At 72.3% G+C, this 18,342-nt stretch carries 17 protein-coding genes and 1 tRNA gene; 6 read left to right on the top strand and 12 right to left on the bottom strand.

The window, feature by feature from the left end; all coding sequences use genetic code 11:
- The first annotated feature begins 423 nt into the window (after positions 1 to 423).
- Together FYW95_RS00090 and FYW95_RS00085 are read left to right on the top strand one after the other, a co-directional pair.
- Positions 424 to 1,413 (top strand): coiled-coil domain-containing protein, encoded by a 990-nt coding sequence (locus FYW95_RS00090; protein WP_236567626.1) that lies wholly within the window; start codon positions 424 to 426, stop codon positions 1,411 to 1,413.
- 94 nt (positions 1,414 to 1,507) lie between these two features.
- A tRNA-Pro gene (locus FYW95_RS00085) sits at positions 1,508 to 1,581 on the top strand.
- A gap of 79 nt (positions 1,582 to 1,660) precedes the next feature.
- Here FYW95_RS00085 and FYW95_RS28770 read toward each other — a convergent pair.
- From FYW95_RS28770 to FYW95_RS27900, 3 genes are read right to left on the bottom strand one after another with little or no spacing between them, the layout of a single operon-like run.
- Positions 1,661 to 2,062: a DUF397 domain-containing protein gene (locus FYW95_RS28770; protein ID WP_370462352.1), complete on the bottom strand. Its 402-nt coding sequence runs from the start codon at positions 2,060 to 2,062 to the stop codon at positions 1,661 to 1,663.
- On the bottom strand, positions 2,046 to 2,408 hold the full coding sequence (locus tag FYW95_RS27905; protein ID WP_236567625.1) for a Scr1 family TA system antitoxin-like transcriptional regulator: 363 nt from the start codon (positions 2,406 to 2,408) through the stop codon (positions 2,046 to 2,048). Before FYW95_RS27905 ends, FYW95_RS28770 begins: the two co-directional genes overlap by 17 nt.
- Positions 2,405 to 2,731 carry a helix-turn-helix domain-containing protein gene (locus FYW95_RS27900; protein WP_236567624.1) on the bottom strand — a complete coding sequence of 109 codons (327 nt, stop codon included), beginning with the start codon at positions 2,729 to 2,731 and terminating at the stop codon, positions 2,405 to 2,407. Before FYW95_RS27900 ends, FYW95_RS27905 begins: the two co-directional genes overlap by 4 nt.
- 873 nt (positions 2,732 to 3,604) lie before the next feature.
- Here FYW95_RS27900 and FYW95_RS00070 point away from each other — a divergent pair.
- The gene (locus FYW95_RS00070) at positions 3,605 to 5,410 is read left to right on the top strand and encodes a SpoIIE family protein phosphatase (RefSeq protein ID WP_159940958.1); all 1,806 of its coding nucleotides are present in this window, start codon (positions 3,605 to 3,607) and stop codon (positions 5,408 to 5,410) included.
- Between the two features lie 22 nt (positions 5,411 to 5,432).
- On the opposite strand, the gene FYW95_RS00065 is transcribed toward FYW95_RS00070, so the two are convergent.
- The gene (locus FYW95_RS00065) at positions 5,433 to 6,449 is read right to left on the bottom strand and encodes an arabinan endo-1,5-alpha-L-arabinosidase (protein ID WP_160049862.1); all 1,017 of its coding nucleotides are present in this window, start codon (positions 6,447 to 6,449) and stop codon (positions 5,433 to 5,435) included.
- 359 nt (positions 6,450 to 6,808) lie between these two features.
- Here FYW95_RS00065 and FYW95_RS00060 point away from each other — a divergent pair, with 359 nt between their 5' ends.
- Entirely contained in the window at positions 6,809 to 7,441 is a 633-nt protein-coding gene (locus tag FYW95_RS00060) for an MBL fold metallo-hydrolase (RefSeq protein WP_159940954.1), read from the top strand.
- A gap of 682 nt (positions 7,442 to 8,123) precedes the next feature.
- Here the strand turns inward: FYW95_RS00060 and FYW95_RS00055 are convergent.
- From FYW95_RS00055 to FYW95_RS00025, 7 genes are read right to left on the bottom strand one after another with little or no spacing between them, the layout of a single operon-like run.
- Positions 8,124 to 8,882, bottom strand: a complete 759-nt coding sequence (locus tag FYW95_RS00055) for an SDR family oxidoreductase (RefSeq protein WP_160049861.1) — start codon at positions 8,880 to 8,882, stop codon at positions 8,124 to 8,126.
- Between the two features lie 56 nt (positions 8,883 to 8,938).
- Complete coding sequence (locus FYW95_RS00050; RefSeq protein ID WP_159940950.1) at positions 8,939 to 9,874, bottom strand: fumarylacetoacetate hydrolase family protein; 936 nt, start codon at positions 9,872 to 9,874, stop codon at positions 8,939 to 8,941.
- Positions 9,875 to 9,886: 12 nt separating this feature from the next.
- Positions 9,887 to 10,825, bottom strand: coding sequence for a VOC family protein (locus tag FYW95_RS00045; protein WP_159940948.1), 939 nt, complete (start codon positions 10,823 to 10,825; stop codon positions 9,887 to 9,889).
- Between the two features lie 5 nt (positions 10,826 to 10,830).
- Complete coding sequence (locus FYW95_RS00040) at positions 10,831 to 11,835, bottom strand: amidohydrolase family protein (protein WP_160049860.1); 1,005 nt, start codon at positions 11,833 to 11,835, stop codon at positions 10,831 to 10,833.
- Entirely contained in the window at positions 11,832 to 12,959 is a 1,128-nt protein-coding gene (locus FYW95_RS00035; protein ID WP_159940944.1) for an FAD-dependent monooxygenase, read from the bottom strand. Before FYW95_RS00035 ends, FYW95_RS00040 begins: the two co-directional genes overlap by 4 nt.
- A gap of 10 nt (positions 12,960 to 12,969) precedes the next feature.
- On the bottom strand, positions 12,970 to 13,968 hold the full coding sequence (locus FYW95_RS00030; RefSeq protein ID WP_159940942.1) for a cyclase family protein: 999 nt from the start codon (positions 13,966 to 13,968) through the stop codon (positions 12,970 to 12,972).
- Entirely contained in the window at positions 13,968 to 14,960 is a 993-nt protein-coding gene (locus FYW95_RS00025) for a fumarylacetoacetate hydrolase family protein (RefSeq protein ID WP_236567623.1), read from the bottom strand. The genes FYW95_RS00030 and FYW95_RS00025 overlap by 1 nt, the downstream gene beginning before the upstream one ends.
- Before the next feature lie 116 nt (positions 14,961 to 15,076).
- Between FYW95_RS00025 and FYW95_RS00020 the strand changes: the two genes are divergently transcribed.
- Positions 15,077 to 15,994 (top strand): LysR family transcriptional regulator, encoded by a 918-nt coding sequence (locus FYW95_RS00020; RefSeq protein ID WP_159940938.1) that lies wholly within the window; start codon positions 15,077 to 15,079, stop codon positions 15,992 to 15,994.
- A gap of 496 nt (positions 15,995 to 16,490) precedes the next feature.
- Here the strand turns inward: FYW95_RS00020 and FYW95_RS00015 are convergent, their stop codons facing one another.
- Positions 16,491 to 17,564 carry an alkene reductase gene (locus tag FYW95_RS00015; protein ID WP_159940936.1) on the bottom strand — a complete coding sequence of 358 codons (1,074 nt, stop codon included), beginning with the start codon at positions 17,562 to 17,564 and terminating at the stop codon, positions 16,491 to 16,493.
- A gap of 133 nt (positions 17,565 to 17,697) precedes the next feature.
- Between FYW95_RS00015 and FYW95_RS00010 the strand changes: the two genes are divergently transcribed.
- Positions 17,698 to 18,075 (top strand): MerR family transcriptional regulator, encoded by a 378-nt coding sequence (locus tag FYW95_RS00010; protein ID WP_159940934.1) that lies wholly within the window; start codon positions 17,698 to 17,700, stop codon positions 18,073 to 18,075.
- Positions 18,076 to 18,342 lie beyond the last annotated feature (267 nt).

Raw genomic sequence — 18,342 nt, 5'->3', positions numbered from 1 at the left:
ATGCTCGCGGTCCCCGGAGCGGTCGTCCTCCACGCGGACGACGACTACGCGGGCTCCCCGCTGGAGGGGCTGGTGCCCTGGGCCGCACCGCTCCCGGGCCGGGGCGGGTGGCGCGGGAGGGTACGGCCTCCGGCCGCGGCGCCCACGGCGCGGAGTCGGGTCCGGGCGCGTGGCGGGTGCTCACCGGCCGGGTCTGAACGCGGGTGCGCCGGGGCTCGGGAGCGGTAGATCACCTACCGGATAAGTCCTGACTGAAACGACATGCGGTATATGACGGTAAGGTCTCGTATTGTCTCCTGAGCCCCAACGGCACCGCTGCGCCGTTGCCGTGAGGAGTGCGACCCGGCGCTGGGCCTTCCCCCGCTCCGCCTCTCCAGCTCCCTCGCCTCCCGGGCTCGCCCTCGGTAGACCCATGGAGCCCCTATGAAGCGCACCCCTGTTCCCTTCCGTGCCGACGCCCCGCGCCGCAGGGAGGGGCGCTCGGGCGCCGCGATCCTCGCGACGGTGCTGGCCGCCGTCCTCGTCGTCCCCTCGGCCGCGCACGCGGACCCGGACGAGGTGGACATCGACGAGCTCAACCAGCGCGCGGAGGAGCTGGAGGAGAGCTACCAGGGCGAACTGCTCCAGTACAACGAGATCAAGGAACGCGCGGAACAGGCCGAGGAGGACCTGGCCGAGATCGAGGAGCGGCTGGAGGGCTCGCGCGACAGCGTCGTGGCCATCGCGGTCAGCCAGTACAAGGGTTCGGGGATGGACCCCGCCCTGGAGGTGTTCTTCAACGCCTCTCCCGAGCAGATGTTCCAGGACACCGCCACCGTGGAACAGCTGGGCCGCCAGCAGGCCGGGAGGATCTCCGAGCTGGTCGACCTCCAGGCCGAGTACGAGGAGACCGCGGAGGAGTCCGCCGCGGAGCTCGCCGAGGCCGAGGAGCTGATCGAGTCCCTGGAGGAGGAGCGCGAGGAGGTCGAGGAGGCCATCGAGCGCTACGAGGCCGAGCAGGTCCCCGAGGAGCCGGCCGCCGGCGTGGCCTCGGGTTCCATCCCCGCGAGCGTCAGGGGCTGGGGCTTCGACGGCGCGACGCCGCGCATGGCCGCGATCCGGGACGAGGTCATCCTGAACGTCGGCGTCCCCTACGAGGTGGGTTGCGCGCGCAACAGCGCCGACGACCACGGCACCGGGCAGGCCTGCGACTTCATGGTGGCGGTGATCGGCACGCACCCCAGCGGGGGCAACCGGGCCACCGGGAACGCGATCGCCCAGTACGCCATCGACAACGTGGACCGGCTCGGCGTCAAGTACGTGATCTGGGAGCAGCGGATCTGGCACGCCACCAACCGCCAGTGGGTGGCCATGAACGACCGCGGCAGCGTGACCGAGAACCACTACGACCACGTGCACATCTCGTCGTACTGACCCGCCCGGGCCCCTCCGGGGCGGTTCGAGCGCCCCGCCGGATGCGCTACAGTTTTACCTGTTGGCGACGCCCCGGGGGCGCTCGCCCAGCGACCGGGACGTAGCGCAGTTTGGCAGCGCACTTGACTGGGGGTCAAGGGGTCGTGGGTTCAAATCCCGCCGTCCCGACAGAGAAGTAGCAGTTCGGAGAGGGGTCCACCATCGGGTGGGCCCCTCTCCGCGTTCCGGGTGGGGCTCGGGTGGGCCGTCAGCCCGCGTCGTGGAGTACGGGGCCCATGGTTTTGGCGGTTGACCGGCGTACCGGCCGCGATGGTCGGCGGTCCCGTCGTGGCCGACCCGGGGTGAGATCGCCTCGGTGCTCACGCCACCGGTGACGGTGCGGCGTGGTTGTGCGTCTCTCTCTGGCCGCACCCTTGACGGCGGAGAGGAGCGCTCCCCACTCCAGCCGGGATGTCTCTACCTGGCCCAGGGCACGGTTCTGAGTGTCCCGGAGGGCGGCCCACTCGGCGGAGGGGGCTTCCAGAAGTGCCAGCTCACGGTTCTGGGTGTCTCGGACAGCGGCTCCGGAAGACGTGCGCCTGGCCTCCACACACTGCCCGCCATTGCCGTGGGAGTAGGTTGACGTCCCCCGCTCAGTCTTGAGACTCATCTTCGTGCTTCCTTCGATGGAGGTTGAGGAGCTTGAGGGATTCCTCCGGCGACAGAGCGACTGCCAGGAGATCGCTGAAAATCCTATCCATCCTGCTGGCCTCTGGCTCTTCGTTCACCCTCCTGCCAGTCACTCCGTCCTCCACGTACAGGGCGTCGGCCTCACCGGTGAAGCTGAGAAGCGTGAAACTCATAGTGAAGGGTGGCCGCCTGGTTTTCATGGAAATGGTGTGAACTCTGATGAGATCGATTTCCACCATTTCCATCAGATGGATGAGTTGAGCTGACATTACGTGAGGTCCACCGGTGCAGTACATCAACACCGCTTCGTTGAGGATGAGGATCATCCTGGGGGAGCCTCGCGGTTCCAGACCTCCTGCCGAGCCATCCGGCCGGATACCAGTTCGTCGACGTCCCTGGCGGAACCCAGTGAGTTGTTGGCCTTGACCAGATCCGATGCCCAGTCGGGATAGGACCTCTTGGAGTTGAGCCTGTCCCAGAGGGTGACCAGGGACGTTCCCCTTGGGAGGACCTTGGCCAGCTTGGCCGCCATGTCGCGGCCCGGCCAGTGCGTTCCCTGCTCGGACCCGCAGATCAGCGTGTCCGAGCACCGCACGGCCGCGGCGACGGACTTCTGCGTCCTGTTGGCCTTGGTCCGGAGAACCTCCAACTCGGTTCCCCACTCCTTTTCGTTCGGCCTGAGCTTGCGCTTCGCCATGACGCCACTGAATTCCACGAAGCATCAACAACGGCCAACCGGACTTATCCGATGTTCTCGCCTGTCCAGGCGCCCTAGGTTGCCTTTCCTTCCTCTCGGAAGATCTTCCTGTAGCCCCTCGGAGTTCGGTCCGTTGAACGAGGGAATTAGATATCTTTTCGGGAGATAAGGGGCATGCGTGAAATCAGGGAGGCCGCGAAGCGTCTGTGCCGCTGGGCGGATGAGAACGGCCCGAAGGCGCTGCCTCGCCCCGGCCAGGTGGTCGAGCTGAGGAAGGGGAAGCAGAGTCAGCACGTCCGCCTGGCCCGGGCGGAGGGCGGTTGGTTCTGGTTATGGCTCTGGGAGCCGTTCCGTGGGGTTTTCCCTGTGGGCACTTACCGTTCTGGCCCTTATGGGCGTCTAGGGGGTGTGTCGACTGCGTTCTTTCCCGAAGGACCGCTCAAGCGTCTCCGTCTCGGACCCGGCCGGTCGTGGTAGCGGCTGGCTGAGGCGCTGTGCGGGGCCCCGGGTAGGGCCACGATCACCGGGAGGAGGTCCGTCGGTGGAACCAGGGCACAGGGAACGGTCACGGCCCACCACCGCCCGGGGGACGCCCGTCCCCTGCGCGCCCGCGGACGGCACGCCCCCGGCCGCGCTGGTGTACGGAAGCCGCTGACACGCGGGGCCCCGGGCCGCGTTTCCGGCGGGGGCGCGGCGGGCAGGTGTTGGGCACCGTTCACCGCATGATCATGCCACGAGAGGTGCTCTGCCGGAACCGGGAAGGTGGGTCAGACTGGACGGCACTGGTCATGGTCGTCTCAGGAGGACTGTGGGTGTGGAGACCGCATGAATGCCCGATCCCCGGAGGCCGAATTGCTGCGCGCGGTGTTCGACAGCGTGGGCGCGGGGATGTTCGTCATCGACACGGAGGGCTGCCTCAGCGCCGTCAACCCCTGGGCGGAGCGGATCGTCGGCCGCCCCGCGGAGCGGATGCTGGGGCGCGACCTGCACGACCTCCTGCACCGCGGCCCGGACGGCGCCGAGGTCCCCCGGGAGAAGTGCCGCGTCCTGACCGTCCTCGACAGAGGCCAGCCGACCGAGGGCAGCAGTGAGTTCTACCTGCGGGGTGACGGCGGTTTGGTGCCCATCATCTGGGCGGCCACCCCGCTCCAGTGCGAGGGGCGCATGGAGGGCGCGGTCGTCGTCTTCCACAACTTCAAGAAGCACCGCGACGCCGCCGAGCAGACCGCGGCGCACCTGGCGGCCCTGGAGGAGCTCACCGCCCGGCTGAGCATGGTGGCGGAGGTCTCCGTACTGCTCACCTCCACCGTGGACATGCCCGAGATGCTCGGCAGGCTGGTCCGACTGCTGGTGCCGGAACTGGGCGACTGGGCGGTGATCGACCTGGTCGCCGACGACCGGGCGCGGGAGGTGCGGCGCGTCGCCGCGCACGCCGTCCACGACCCCGGGGCGGACGCGTCCCTGACGGGACCGCTGCCGCCGCTGCCCGAGGACTCACGCGCGGCGCTGGTCCGCGCCCTGCACGGTGCCCGGCCGGTGCCGCTCGACGCGCGGGACCCGGACGAGCCGCTCGTCCGGGCGCAGCGGCCGCTGTTCGACCGCCTGGGCGGGGACTCCGCGGTGGTGGTGCCGTTGCATACCCGAAGGCAGCTCTTCGGCGCGCTGACCGTGGCCCGGGGCGGGGAGCGGTCCGCCTACAGAGACGCCGAGGTCCTCGTGCTGGGCGACATCGCCCGCCGCGCCGGACTGGTGATGGAGAGCCTCCAGCTCTTCGAGCGGCAGCGCCACGTCGCCGAGACCCTGCAACGCCAGCTCCTGACCCCGCTGCCGCGGGTCGACCACATCCGGCTGGCCGCCCGCTACCGGCCCGCGCAGCAGGCGGCCGAGGTCGGCGGGGACTGGTACGACGCCTTCCTCCTGGGCGACGGGGTCATGGCCATGGTCATCGGGGACGTCGTCGGCCACGACCTCCAGGCCGCCGCGCACATGGCCGAGGTCCGCAACATGCTGCGCGCCCTGGCCTGGGACCGCCAGGAACCGCCCAGCCTCATCATGCGGAGGCTCGACGAGGCCGTGACCCACACCAGCGACGCACCCATGGCCACCGCCGTCTTCGCCCGGCTGGAGGGACCCGAGGGCGGCCCCTGGCACCTGCACTGGGTCAACGCCGGGCACCCGCCGCCGCTGCTCGTCACCTCCGACGGCCAGGCCCGTTACCTCGAAGACGGCCACGGCCCCCTGCTGGGGCTGAGCGGCACCCTGGGGGCGGAGCTGGACTGGCCCGACGTCCGGGAGGAGATACCCGCGGAGTCCACGCTGCTGATGTACACCGACGGCCTGGTCGAGAGCCGCGACCACTCCCTCGACGCGGGCCTGGCCAACCTGCGCCGCCACGCCGCGGCCCTGGCCGACCGCGACGTGGAGGGCTTCCTCGACGGGCTCCTCGCGCGCATCGGCCCCGCCGGTGACGACGTCGCCCTGCTGGCCCTGCGCCTCCCCCGGGCGGGCACGGGCGCGGAGGACGGCCCCCCGCCGCCGGGGCGGGCGCACAACCCGGCCGCCGCCGGCCGGGGGGCGCCCGGTTCGCGGGTGGAGGGCACGCCGGTCGAGGACGCCTCCGAACCGGGGTAGCGGCCCCGACCGGCGCGCGTTCCTAGTGCACGTAGGGCCAGCCGGCGGAGTCCCAGCCCAGCCAGTTGACGCCCAGCAGCGCCGTGCCGTTGTTGTCGTAGTAGTGGTAGGCCAGGATGTCGTTGTCGCTGTCGGCGAAGACGTCCTGGTGGCCGGGGCCGTGGACGCTTCCGTGCCCGGCCAGGATCTCGGTGCCGCCGCCCGAGGTCATCAGGGTTCCGGCCCGGTCGCGGTAGGGGCCGGTGATGCTGGTGGAGCGGCCGACCATGATGCGGTAGGTGCTGTCCGCGCCGCGGCAGCACAGGTCGAAGGACACGAACAGGTAGTACCAGTTGCCGCGCTGGAAGAGGGTGGGGGCCTCGATGGCGCCGCCGCCGCGGCCCGCGAGCGAGTGCACGGCGCCGTCGTAGCGCTTGCCGGTGGCGGGGTCGATGCGCACCATCTTGATCCCCGACCAGAACGAGCCGAACGCCAGCCACCAGCGGCCCTGGCCGTCCACCTGCAGGTGGGGGTCGATGGCGTTGTAGTCGTTGGAGGGGAAGGACTCGATGACCAGGCCCTCGTTGTTCCAGGTGCCGGAGTTTCCGCTGGTGCTGGTGGCCAGGAAGATGGCCGAGCGGTTGGAGCCGAAGGTCGAGGCGGAGTAGTACAGGTAGTACCGGCCTTTGTGGTGGGACAGGTGCGGGGCCCACAGGTTGCGCGCGCCGCCGGTGTAGGGGCTGGTCCACGGGGCGCCGCCGGGGAAGGCCACGCCCGCGTTGCGGAAGGTGGTCCGGTCGGTCGAGGTCTTCAGGCCCACCTCGTTCGCGGTGTGGGCGACCAGGTAGCCGCCCTCGGGCCGCTTGACGAAGGACGGGTCGTGCAGCCGGATGTCCCCGGTCACGTGGCCGGGGCCGGGGTAGGCGGCGGCCGCGGCCACGCGCGGGGCTGCCGCGTCGGCGGCGGTCGCGGTGGCGGCCAGCGCCCCGGTGGCCAGGGCGGCGCCCAGCCACGTGCGGCGGGACAGGCGCGGGGCGGGGGTGTGGTGGTGTTCGGTCATGGGGAGCCTCCTCGGGCTCGGGGGGTGGGAGGAGGGGCGGAGTTCCCGGCCCGAGAGATTGTTAGCGTTAACATTCCGGGCCGGAAGGGGGTGGCTCCGCAACGGGTGTGGAGCCCTGCCGGCAGGGTGGTGTGCGTGTCGCCGCCCGATCCCGTCCGTCCCGGCCCGGTGGTTCGCCGGGGGTGCGGGCGGGCACGGGGGTCGTGTGCCGTGGGATGGGCGTGACGCCAGGGGTTGTCGTTCACCGCGACGAAAGCGTCCCGTCACGGTGCATGCATCGTAGGATCGCGGTTGCACAGCGTCAACCCTCCCTCGCGCCCCGTCCGCTCGACCGTCCGACCGACCCAGGAGAGAGCCCGATGAAGCTGACCAAGAACACCCACTCCTGCGTGCGCCTGGAGAGGGACGGCCGCTCCCTGGTACTGGACCCCGGGGCGTTCGGCGATCCGGCCGAACTCGCCGGCGCCGAGGCCGTCCTCATCACCCACGAGCACCCCGACCACTTCGACGAGGCCCGGCTCCGGGAGGCGCTGGAGGTCGACCCCGCCCTCCAGGTGTGGACGCTCCGGGCGGTCGCCGAGCGGATCTCGGCCGCCTTCCCGGGCCGTGTGCACGTCGTGGGGCACGGCGACGCCTTCACCGCGGCCGGGTTCGAGGTGCGGGTCCACGGCGAGCACCACGCCGTCATCCACCCCGACCTGCCGCGGGTCGGCAACATCGGCTTCCTGGTCGAAGGGTCCCTGTTCCACCCCGGCGACGCCCTGACCGTGCCCGACGCGCCGGTGGACACCCTGCTGCTGCCGCTGGTGGCGCCCTGGAGCAAGACCCGGGAGGTCGTGGACTACGTCCGCGAGGTCAACCCCCGGCGGACCATCGACGTGCACGACGCCCTGCTCAGCCCGGTCGGCACCACGATCTTCGACAGGATGGTCACCAACCTGACCGAGCCGGAGAACACCCGCCTGGAGGTCGGGGACTCCACCGACGCCTGACCTGCGCACGCCCGCCGTAGGGCGGGGCCTCGGGCCGCCTCGCCCTACCGGGCGGGTCAGGTCCCGAAACGGCTGGTCGGGTTCCGGCGCGAGACGGAGCACGTCGGGGAAGCGTCCGTACCGGTCGAACCGGACGGGAAAGCCGGGATGCGAGCCGATCGCCGGGCCGAGTCCCGTGACGACCGCCGTGGCGCACGGCGTCCGTGAGGGGCGCGGTCACCGTCACGCGCGCGGGCATTCCGAGTGCGGCGGAGGCGCCGAACCGCGTCCGCCACCGCCCCACCACGGGCTCGGTCTCGCTGATTTCCGCGACCAGGGCGGTCTGTCCGGCCCCGGGGCCGACCGAAGCCTCTCCCGCCATGGTCGGACCCTGACGAGGACGGTGCGGACGCTCCACCGCGTTGACGCCGGGATCGAATCCGACGGCTCTTCTGGAATTCCACCGGAAGCCGCTTCGCGCTTCCGATTCCGTGGTATGCGTTCGAGGCCGGGTTTCCTCCGAGCCGCGGAAATTACAGGAATTCGCTGGGAAAATCAGGGGCGGGCCGAGGAAACACATGGCTTCACCTGCTCTGTTTGGCTTGCACGTTACCGCGAGGGGGTCTGGCGGTTCTGTGGTGCCTCGTTCCCTGGGGCATGGCGTTTCCGGGAGCGCTGTGGCGTCTGGGACCGCCGGCACGGGTCAGAGGGCGGCCCCGCGCAGCGCGTCGGACACCGCTTTGGCCCCGCCGTGGCCGCTGTAACCGCCGTCCACCGCGATCTCCGCCCCCGTGACGAAGGAGGACTCGTCGGAGAGGAGGAACGCGACCGCGGCGGCGATGTCCGCCCCGGTTCCGGTCCGTCCCAACGGGGTCTGCGCGAGGCTGGCCCGCCGCATGGTCTCGGGTGCGGAGGCCGTCATCGGGGTCTCGACGAACCCCGGGTGCACGGTGTTGACCCGGATCCCGCGTGGGCCGAGCTCCAGGCTGGCCGCCGCCGACAGTCCGCGCAGCGCCCACTTGCTCGCCGTGTAGGCCACCGGGTAGTGGCCGGTCACCGCGGCCACGGAGCCGATGTTGACGATGGAGGCCCCCTCGCCCATCAGCGGCAGCAGGCTCTGCGTGCCCAGGAGCGGCCCGGTGACGTTGACCGCGTACACGCGCGCGAAGCCGACCGGATCCACCTCGGGCAGACGGTCGCGCAGGGTGGTGCCCGCGTTGTTGACCAGCCCGTCCACCCGGCCGTGCGCCCGGCGCAGCCACGCGGCCAGCGCCGCCCAGCCCGCCGCGTCGGTGACGTCCAGGCGGCGGTGGACCAGTCCCGCGCGCGGCGGCTGTCCGGGTTCCGACACGTCGAGGCCCACCACCCGGGCACCCCGCGCCGCCAGGGCGGCGGCGATGGCCGCGCCCTGGCCGCGCGCGGCACCGGTGACCACGACGACCTTGTCTCGCAGGGATTCCACGGGATTCCTTCCGGGAGGCCCCGGGCGAAGGTTGCCCGGGGCCCGGTGAGAGGGGGTCAGGGCCGGGTGCGCGGGCGCCTGCGGGCCCCGGGCAGCGGGAGGGGGTCGGTGCCGGGCACGACGGTGTTGGCGACGGTGCCGATGCCCTCCACGGTCAGGGCCACCGTGTCGCCCGGCCGGAGCGGGGGCGGGTCCTGGCGCCCGCGCCGCCCCCACAGCTCGGCCAGGCAGCCGCCGTTGCCGCAGGTACCCGAACCCAGCACGTCGCCCGGCCGCAGCACCGTTCCCCGCGAGGCGTGGGCGAGCATCTCCTCGAAGGTCCAGCTCATGTTGGACAGCAGGTCGCTGCCCACCACCTCGCCGTTGACCTCGGCGGTCAGCGCCAGTCGCAGGAACCCCTCGTCGTCGCGGTGGGGCTCCAGCTCGTCGGCGGTGACCAGCCAGGGCCCCAGGGTGGCGGCCGCGTCCTTGCCCTTGCAGGGGCCCAGTCCGACCCGCATCTCCCGTGACTGGAGGTCGCGCGCGGACCAGTCGTTGAACACCGTGTACCCGAAGACGTGGTCGCGCGCCCGCTCGGGGGACAGGTCGCGGCCCGGGCGGCCGACCACCGCGGCCACCTCCAACTCGAAGTCCAGGGCCGTGCAGCCGGGCGGGACCGGGACGTCGTCGTGCGCCCCCACCAGGGACGCCGGGTTGGTGAAGTAGAAGGTGGGAGCGTCGTACCAGGCCTCCGGCACCCCCTCGGCGCCGCTGACGCTGCGCCGCACCCCCTCCACGTGCTCCTCGAAGGTGACGAAGTCGCGGACCGAGGGCGGTTCCAGCGGCGGGAGCAGCCGCACCTCGGCCAGGGGCACGGGCGTCCCCGCGGCCGGGACGGGGGCGCCGCGCACGAGGTCGAGCAGGTCGGTGCCCTCGGGGAGGGGGCGGACCTCCCCGCCCTCCACGATGCCGCACCGGCGCCGTCCGCCGTGTTCGTAGGTGGCGAGTCGCATGGGTGCCCCCGCCTACATCGGAGGGGCGACGAAGCAGCCGCGGTCGGGGTCGTTGAAGGACTCCCTGGCCACGAACTCGTCCATCGGGTTGGCGGTACCCCACTGGTCGGTGACCTCGGGGTCGGAGAAGTCGTACATGTGCGGGTGCCAGGTGTCCTCGTCGAGCATCTCCAGCTCGGTGGTGTACTCCAGCGTGTTGCCGTGCGGGTCCAGGAAGTAGGAGAAGGTGTTGTTGCCCGCCATGTGGCGGCCCGGGCCCCAGATCTTGCGCACGCCCGCGCGCAGCAGGCGGCCGGTGCCGCGCATGTACTCGTCCAGGCCGCGCATCTCGAAGGAGACGTGGTGCAGCGAGGTGTGCGGCCCCTTGGCCAGCGCGATGCTGTGGTGGGCGGGGTTGCACCGCATGAAGTGCATGACCTCGCCCATCCTGGGGTGCGTGAGGGTGTCGGAGAGCGCGAAGTCCAGGTGCCTCTCGTACCAGGCGCGGGTGCGGTCCAGGTCCGGGGTGTTGAGCACCACGTGGGACAGGCGGACCGGGACCGACTCCTTCTCCTCCACCCTGCGGTGCGCGCGCACGGCCACGTCGGCGGAGACCTCGATGGTGCGCCCGTCCACGTCGAAGAAGCGCACGCCGTAGCCGCCGCCGGGGGTGTCCATCGCCCGGGGCTCGCTGATCATCCGCACACCCGCGCGGATCAGCCGGTCGGCCAGGGCGTCGACGTCGGCGGGCGAGGCGGCGCCGAAGGCCACCAGGTCGATCCGCTTCTCCTCGGCCCGGCGCAGCCGGACCACGTAGTTCTCCGGGGAGCCCTCCGCCGCCAGGAAGGACACCCCCGAGTCGGTCTCGGCCTCGGTCAGCTTCCACATGTCGGTGAAGAACTTCTGCTGCTTGTCGAAGTCGGGCACCGCCAGGGCGATGTGCCGGACGTGGGTGATGAGGCGTTCGGGCATCGGTGTCACTCCTTGGAAGCGTGGTTGGTCAGGTCGAACAGGGCCGCGGCGTTCCCGCCGCCGATCGCGGCCAGGGCGTCCGGGGCCAGCCCGGCGGCGCGCAGGGCGTCCACCGGGTCCTCCGAGCCCATGTCGAAGGGGTGGTCCGAACCCAGCAGGACGCGGTCGGCGCCCACCGCCCCGACAAGGTGGCGCAGGACGGCGGGGTCGTGGACGAGGGAGTCGAACCACAGGCGCCGCAGGTAGGAGCTGGGCGGTTCGGCGCAGCCCCGGGCCTCGGGGCGCACCCGCCAGCCGTGGTCGGCGCGGCCCAGGTGGGTGGGCAGGTAGCCGCCGCCGTGGGCCGCCACGACCCGCAGGCCCGGGTGGCGGTCCAGGACTCCGGAGAAGACCAGGTGGGACAGGGCCACGGCGTTCTCCGTCGGCTGCCCGACGATGTTGGACAGGTACCAGCGGTCCAGCCGCTCGTCGAGGGTGCAGCCGAAGGGGTGCAGGAACAGCACGGCGCCGGTGGCGGCGGCCCGCTCCCACAGCGGTTCGTAGGCGGGGTCGGACAGCTCGCGCCCCGGGGCGTGGGAGGAGATCTCCGCCCCGAGCAGGCCCAGGGACAGGGCGTGGTCGAGCAGCTCCACGGCCAGCTCCGGGTGCTGGAGCGGGACCAGGCCCAGGCCCCGCAGCCGGTCGGGGGCGCGCGAGCAGTGCGCGGCCACCCCCTCGTTGGCCAGCCGGTGCGCGTAGGCGGCCAGCCCGGGCCCGGCCCAGTAGTGGTAGTGCGACGGTGAGGGGCTCACGACCTGTACGTCGACCCCCGCCGCGTCCATGTCGGCCAGCCGCGCCCCGACCTCGGTCAGGCGGTCCAGCCGTTCGGCGACCATGCGCCCGCTGACCCGCAGGGACTCCTCGCCGTTGCGCCTGGCGTCCAGGGCCCGGTGCCCGGCGTGCCCGGGCTGCCCGGAGACCGCCTGCTCCACCTCGGGCAGCAGGACGTGCGTGTGGACGTCGATGATCACGGCAGCTCCGAGACCAGCGCGGAGACCGTGCGCATCATGCCGGGGACGTCGGCGTCGCGGACCCCGTCCAGCTGCCACCGGGCCAGGGTCATCGAGGACTCCACCACGGTGCGGGCCCGGTCGAAGCGCCGGTCCATGAAGGCGTCGAACAGGTCCTGGTCGGGGGAGTCGGCCCTCAGCAGCAGCTCGGCCAGTACCAGGGCGTCCTCCAGCCCCTGCGCCGCGCCCTGGGCGAGGGTGGGCGGGCAGGCGTGCGCGGCGTCGCCGATGAGGACCACCCGGCCCCGGTTCCAGGGCCGCTCCACGAGCAGGGACTCGAACCAGGTGTAGTTGACCCGGTCGGAGGCGGCGATGTCGGGGCGGATCTCGTCCCAGACCCCGCCGTAGCCCCGGGACAGCCCGGTCATGTGCGCGGCCCGGTCGCGTCCGGTGAGGCCGTCGTGGACCCGGGCCCGCTCCACCAGGTAGGCGTACATGGTGTCGGGGCCGGTGGGGCAGTAGCCCGCGATGAAGCACGGTCCCCCGTAGACCAGGTCGGTGCGCTCCACGCTGGCCGGACGGCGGGTGTGGATGCGCCAGATGCCCATGCCGGTGGGCTCCGGGTCGGCGTCGATCCCGATCATGCGGCGCGTCGCCGAGCGGATGCCGTCGGCGCCCACCACCGCGTCGTAGGTGCCGGACCCGCCGTCCGAGAACAGCACCTCCACGCTCCGCGGGTGCTGGGTCAGGGAGCGCACGGTCAGCCCGGTGCGGATCCGGGCCCCGGCCGACCGGGCGGCCCCGAGCAGGATCGCGGTCAGCTCGGGGCGGTTCATGCCGACCGTCGCGGGAAGGTCCGCGCCGCCGGTGCGCACGTCGGGGATCTCCGCGAGCAGGGTTCCGTCGGGTGCGCGCACGCCGAGGCTGTCGAAGGCGTAGCCCGACGCCCGGACCTGGGGCCACACGCCGAGTTCGCGCAGGACCCGCAGCGCGTTGCCCTGGACGGTGATGCCCGACCCGAGCGCGTCGGCGTCGTCCTTGATCTCGGCCACCTCCACCCGCACGCCCGCGCGGGCGAGCAGGACGGCCAGGGCCAGACCGGATGTTCCGGCTCCGACGATGAGGGCGTTGTCTACGGCTGCCATGGGGGGTACCTCACTTGACGGCGACGGGGTTGACGGGTGCGCCGACGGCTCCGGTGAAGGGGATCGGTGCGGCGGTCAGGAAGAACTCGTGGACGCCGTCGGCCGCGCAGTGCGCCGCCAGGGCGTCCAGGTCCCACATCTCGCCGATGAGCAGGCCGATGTGGGGGATGGCCACCTGGTGCAGGGGCTGGAAGGCGTCGTCGAATTCGTTGGGGCGCACCTCGAAGCCCCACGTGTCGGTGGCGATCGCCGCGATCCCGGTCCCGTGCAGCCACCCGGCGGTGGTGAAGGACAGGCCCGGCGCGGGCCCGCCCGCGTAGTCGCCCCACCCCTCCCGGAGGGCCCGGGTCAGCTGGCCGGTGCGCACGCACACGATGTCCCCGCGACCCACCGCGACGCCGTGCGCCTCCGCGGTCGCGTTCAGGTGCTCGGCGGTGACGGCGAAGCCGTCGGGGAGCTCGCCGTCCTCGCCGAGTACGCGCCCCACGTCCAGCAGCACACCGCGTCCGGTCACGGGCGCGGCCATGTGCTCGATCCCGGTGACCAGGTCACCGGCGGAGGTGACCACCTCGGCGGCGTCGCGGCCGTTCCAGGCCCGGCCGTGGTCGAAGATGTGGCCGAGGCCGTCCCACTGGGTGGAGCACTGCAACGGCATGGACACCACGTCGTCGGCGCCGCCGATGCCGTGCGGAAAGCCCTGGTTGCCCCGGGCCGCGTCGGTGCCGGTGTCGAGCATGGTGTGCACGGGGTTGGTCCGGCGCCGCCAGCCCCTCTGCGGGCCGTTCATGTCGAAGCTCTGGGCCAGCGAGAAGCTCACCCCGAGCCGGACCAGACCGGCCGCCTCGCGGCGCTTGGCCGCGTCGATGAGGTTGACGGTCCCGAGCACGTCGTCCTCGCCCCAGCGGCCCCAGTTGGAGTACCTGCGCGCGGCCTCGGCGACGGCGCCCTCGGGGTCGGTGCGGTCGAGGGCTGGGCGAGCGGGGTCCTTGGCGCTGGCGGGTTCGGTCATCACGCCTCCTCCGCCACGCACGTGGTGCGCTGGGCGCCCAGGCCGGTGATCGTGCCCTCCATGACGTCGCCGGGGCGCAGCAGCCGTCCCCAGTGCATCCCGTTCCCGGCGGGGCTGCCGGTCAGGACGAGGTCGCCGGGCAGCAGCTCCACGGTCCGGGAGGCGTGGGAGACCAGGCGCGCGACGTCGAAGAGCATGTCCTTGGTGGACTCGTCCTGCATGACCTCGCCGTTGAGCCGCAGGGTCACCTGGAGGTCGCCGGGGTCGGACACGAACTCCGCGGGCACCAGGTAGGGGCCGAGCGGGGTGAAGGTGGGGGCGTTCTTGGCGCGTAGCCAGTCGGTGCCGATCTCCGGCATGTCCCGGCGGAAGACCAGTTCGCGCGCGGTGACGTCGTTGGCGATGGTGTAGGCGGCCACGTGCTCCAGGGCCCGCTGCGGTGTGACGCGGAAGGCGGGTTCGCCGATCACCGCGGCCAGCTCCAGCTCCCAGTCCGGCTTGACACACCAGGACGGGATCACCACGTCGTCGTAGGGGCCGCTCACCGAGGAGGGCAGGCCGATGAACACGTACGGCTGGTCCTCGGCGGCCCGGCGGTCCATCATCGCGGCGGTCTCGGCGCGCACCCGTTCGGCCGACCGCCCGCCCTCGGGCTCGTGGGCCACGGCCAGGTCGAGGACGTGGGTCCGGTAGTTGGCGCCGGACTGGAGGATCTGGCGGGGGCGGACGGGGGCGTGGACCCGCAGGTCGGCCAGGGCGTGCCGCCCGCCCTCCCCGGAGGCGGCCAGGCGGTGCAGCACCGGCAGCGCCTCGGCCCACCGTTCCAGCAGGTCCAGGGTGGTCAGGCCGCTGCCGGGCGGAACGCGCAGTTCGGGGGCGGTGCGCAGGTCCAGGACGCTCTCCCCGGAGACCAGGCCCGGGAAGGGGGACCCGTTGCCCACGGAGAAGGTGCCGAGGGCGAAGGGGCCGGCGAGTGGCGAGAGGGTTTCCACGGTGTCTCCTCCAGGTGTGATGCCACTAACATTGGGCCGCCAGGAGGGATTTGTGAAATAGATCTCCCATATGAGTGGCATCCAGGCGGTGGATAACCGCTGGAAGGGCGGGGCGTGTGAACATCGCGAACCTGGACCTGAACCTGCTCGTGGCCCTGCGCGCCCTGCTGGAGGAGCGCAACGTCACCCGAGCGGGCGAGCGCATCGGGCTGAGCCAGCCCGCGACCAGCGCCGCCCTGGCCCGCCTGCGGCGGCACTTCTCCGACGAACTCCTGGTGCGCCGGGGCAACCACTACGAGCTCACCCCGCTGGGCCACGCCCTGCGGGTGCCCGCGGCCAACGCCTGCTCCGTGATGGAGCGGCTCTTCAGCAGCCGCGCCCACTTCCACCCCGAGACCGAGGAACGGGTCTTCACCCTCCTGGCCTCGGACTACGCCGTCGCGGTCTTCGGCGCGCGGCTGGCCCGCGTCCTGCACGCCGAGGCGCCGGGCATCCGGCTGCACTTCCATCAGATGCCGGCCACGATCGTGTCGGCCACCGAGAGCGTGCTCGGCGGCGTGGACGGGGCCCTGATGCTGCACGGGGTGATCAGCGGCTACCCGACCGTGGAGCTGTACCGGGACGAGTGGGTGTGCCTGGTCGACGGGGAGAACGACACCGTGGGGGAGACGGTCACCATGGACGACCTGGGGCGGCTGCCGTGGGTGGTCTACCAGCGCCCCTACGACGCCCCCGTCACCCACCAGCTGGGGATGCTCGGCCTGGACCCGCGCGTGGAGGTCTCCGTGCAGAACTTCGGGCTCCTGCCCGACCTGGTCCGGGGCACGCGGCGGGTGGCGCTGGCGCAGCGTCGTCTGGTGGCGCCGCGGGCGGGGCGCACCGGCCTGCGGGTGCTGCCCTGCCCGTTCCCCGCCGCCCCGATCCAGGAGGCGCTGTGGTGGCACCCCGTCCACCGGCACGACGCCGCGCACATCTGGCTGCGCGAGACCGCCGCCCGGGTGGCCGCCGAGCTGGATCCCGCACCGGAGGGGTGAGGGACCCGGTCGCGTGGGTGCCCGGTGGAAGGAACGCCCGACCGAAAGGGCGGTGCCGTGAAGCAGGGCCTGACGCGAAACCCCGTCCCCTCGCCCGGTGTTCGGACGACGTTCGCCCCACGCCCCGACCGCTCCCGCGCCGGGCCCGCTCGTCACCCCGGTCCGCCCCCGTGTGCGGCCACCCCGCCCGCGCCGGACCCGGAGGCCTCCCCGGCCGGATGGCCACCGCGCCGGGTTCTCCCGTGAGCACACCCGTGCCGCCGCGGTCCGGGCCCACCCGTCGCCCGCCCCTGGGCGGGCCGGTCGCCGGGCGCGCCCCGACGCTCGCCACCGGCGACGGAATCGGTGTCCGGGCTCATGTTCCCGCTACGGCCCGAGGACTCCGGCCGTCGGTCCCGAGTCCGGTGCGGCCCTTCCGGGGAGCCCTTCCGGAAGGGCCGTCGTTCGTTTCCAGGGCTTTCCCCTCCGCTTCGGCGAGGAGGGGACGGCCCCGGGCTTACGCGCTGTGCTGGTACGCCGGGTAGGTCAGATAACCCCGGTCGCCGCCCTGGTAGTAGGTGGCCTCGTCCACCGGGGAGATCGGTAGTCCGGTGCGGAGCCGCTCGACCAGGTCGGGGTTGGAGATGAAGGAGCGGCCGAAACTGATGAGGTCGGCGCCCTGTCCGAGCCAGTGGTCGGCGTCCTCCCTGTTGGTCTGCTTCGTGCCCATGGGGACCGTCGGGTTCACGATGAGGGTGCCCGGCCAGACGCGGCGCAGCTCCAGCAGCAGTTCCTCGTCGGTGGTGGCTTCGAGGTGGAGGTAGGCCAGTCCGAGCCGGGCCAGTTCGGCCAGCAGCGCGGTGTAGAGCTCGCGGACCTCCGTTTCCTCGGTCCCCCAGAACCGCCCGCCGGGGGAGAGGCGGATACCGGTCCGGTCCCCGCCGACGGCGTCGGCGGTGGCGGCCGCGGCCTCGACGGCGAACCGGATCCGGTTGGTCACCGAGCCCCCGTAGGAGTCCGTGCGCAGGTTGGCGTTGGAGGAGAGGAACTGGGAGATCAGGTAGCCGTTGGCACCGTGCAGCTCCACCCCGTCGAACCCGGCGGCGACGGCGTGGCGGGCGGCCCCGGCGTAGGACTCGGCGTGCTCGGGAACCTCGGCCTCCTCCAGCGCGCGCGGCATCGGTGCGGGCCGGGGCCCGGTCGGGGTGAACACGTCCCCGACGGCGGGAACGGCCGAGGGGCCGACCGGGCGCACACCGGTGGTGCTGGGGTGTGAGACGCGGCCGCCGTGCATGATCTGGGCGAAGATCCGTCCGCCGTTGGCGTGCACCGCGGCTGTCACCGGTTTCCAGGAGGCGACCTGCTCGTCGGTGTACAGCCCCGGTGTGCCCGGGTTGGACTGTCCCACCAGACTCGGCTGCACCCCCTCGGACACGATCAGGCCGGCGGTCGCGCGCTGGGCGTAGTACGTTGCCATGGACGGTGTCGCCAGCCCGCCCGCGGCGGCGCGGACGCGCGTCATCGGCGCCATCACCACCCGGTTGGGCAGAGTCAGGTCTCCGAGCTGGTAACGCTCGAACAAACTGGTCACGTCGGGTCTCCTTCGTGGACGATGCGCCCTTCCCGGGCACGTCGGCTACGCTAAAACCTGACATTGATGTGAGAGGCAAGTGCTGTGTCACAGGTCATAGCCAGGGCTGTGGCCGTAGCCGGAAGGGGAAGCCGTGCGCATCGGAGAACTCGCGGCACGGACGGGAGTGAGTGTCCGGTCCCTGCGCTACTACGAGGAGCAGGGTTTGCTCACCAGCACCCGCAGCGCCAGTGGGCAGCGGCACTACACCGACGACAGCGTCGAGCGCGTCGCCTTCATCCAGCAGTTGTACGCCGCCGGGCTGTCCAGCCGCGCCATCGCTGAGCTGCTGCCCTGCGTCGACGAGCCCAGCGAGGGGAACTCCGAGGCGGCGATGGAACGCATGGAACAGGAACGCGATCGGCTCACCGGGCACATCGCCGAACTGATGCGCACGCGTGACGCGCTCGACGGCCTGATGGCCAAGGGCCGGGCCTACCAGGAGAGCCTGCGTTCCGGCGCTTCCGTCTGATCGCGTCCGTGCGTGCCCGTGCGCTGACCGCAGTGGTGCGACCACCCCGGAAACGCCTGGCGCCGCTCGGCCCCACACCGCCTGCGGCGATCAACTCCCGGCCGCACGCCTCCACGCCAGCGTCATGACCGACCGCCGTCAGCGGCCAGCACAGCCGAGAGGCCCTCGCGCAGGTCCTCGACGAAGTACTCGGGAACCTCCAGCGAGGGGAAGTGCCCCCCGGTCTCGGGCGACCTCCACCGGACGATCTGCCGGTACCGCTCCCGC

The sequence above is a fragment of the Nocardiopsis sp. FR4 genome (assembly GCF_009830945.1).
Lineage (GTDB): Bacteria > Actinomycetota > Actinomycetes > Streptosporangiales > Streptosporangiaceae > Nocardiopsis.
This window is presented reverse-complemented; position numbering and strand designations above follow the sequence as displayed.

What these genes read in the sequence shown, in the direction of transcription:
- FYW95_RS00045 (WP_159940948.1), bottom strand. Translation starts at nt 10,825, where the DNA reads ATGCCCGAACGCCTCATCACCCACGTCCGGCACATCGCCCTGGCGGTG.
- FYW95_RS00030 (WP_159940942.1), bottom strand. Translation starts at nt 13,968, where the DNA reads ATGACCGAACCCGCCAGCGCCAAGGACCCCGCTCGCCCAGCCCTCGAC.
- FYW95_RS00065 (WP_160049862.1), bottom strand. Translation starts at nt 6,449, where the DNA reads ATGACCGAACACCACCACACCCCCGCCCCGCGCCTGTCCCGCCGCACG.
- FYW95_RS00070 (WP_159940958.1), top strand. Translation starts at nt 3,605, where the DNA reads ATGAATGCCCGATCCCCGGAGGCCGAATTGCTGCGCGCGGTGTTCGAC.
- FYW95_RS27905 (WP_236567625.1), bottom strand. Translation starts at nt 2,408, where the DNA reads ATGATCCTCATCCTCAACGAAGCGGTGTTGATGTACTGCACCGGTGGA.
- FYW95_RS00035 (WP_159940944.1), bottom strand. Translation starts at nt 12,959, where the DNA reads ATGGCAGCCGTAGACAACGCCCTCATCGTCGGAGCCGGAACATCCGGT.
- FYW95_RS28770 (WP_370462352.1), bottom strand. Translation starts at nt 2,062, where the DNA reads ATGAGTCTCAAGACTGAGCGGGGGACGTCAACCTACTCCCACGGCAAT.
- FYW95_RS00050 (WP_159940950.1), bottom strand. Translation starts at nt 9,874, where the DNA reads ATGCGACTCGCCACCTACGAACACGGCGGACGGCGCCGGTGCGGCATC.
- FYW95_RS00090 (WP_236567626.1), top strand. Translation starts at nt 424, where the DNA reads ATGAAGCGCACCCCTGTTCCCTTCCGTGCCGACGCCCCGCGCCGCAGG.
- FYW95_RS00060 (WP_159940954.1), top strand. Translation starts at nt 6,809, where the DNA reads ATGAAGCTGACCAAGAACACCCACTCCTGCGTGCGCCTGGAGAGGGAC.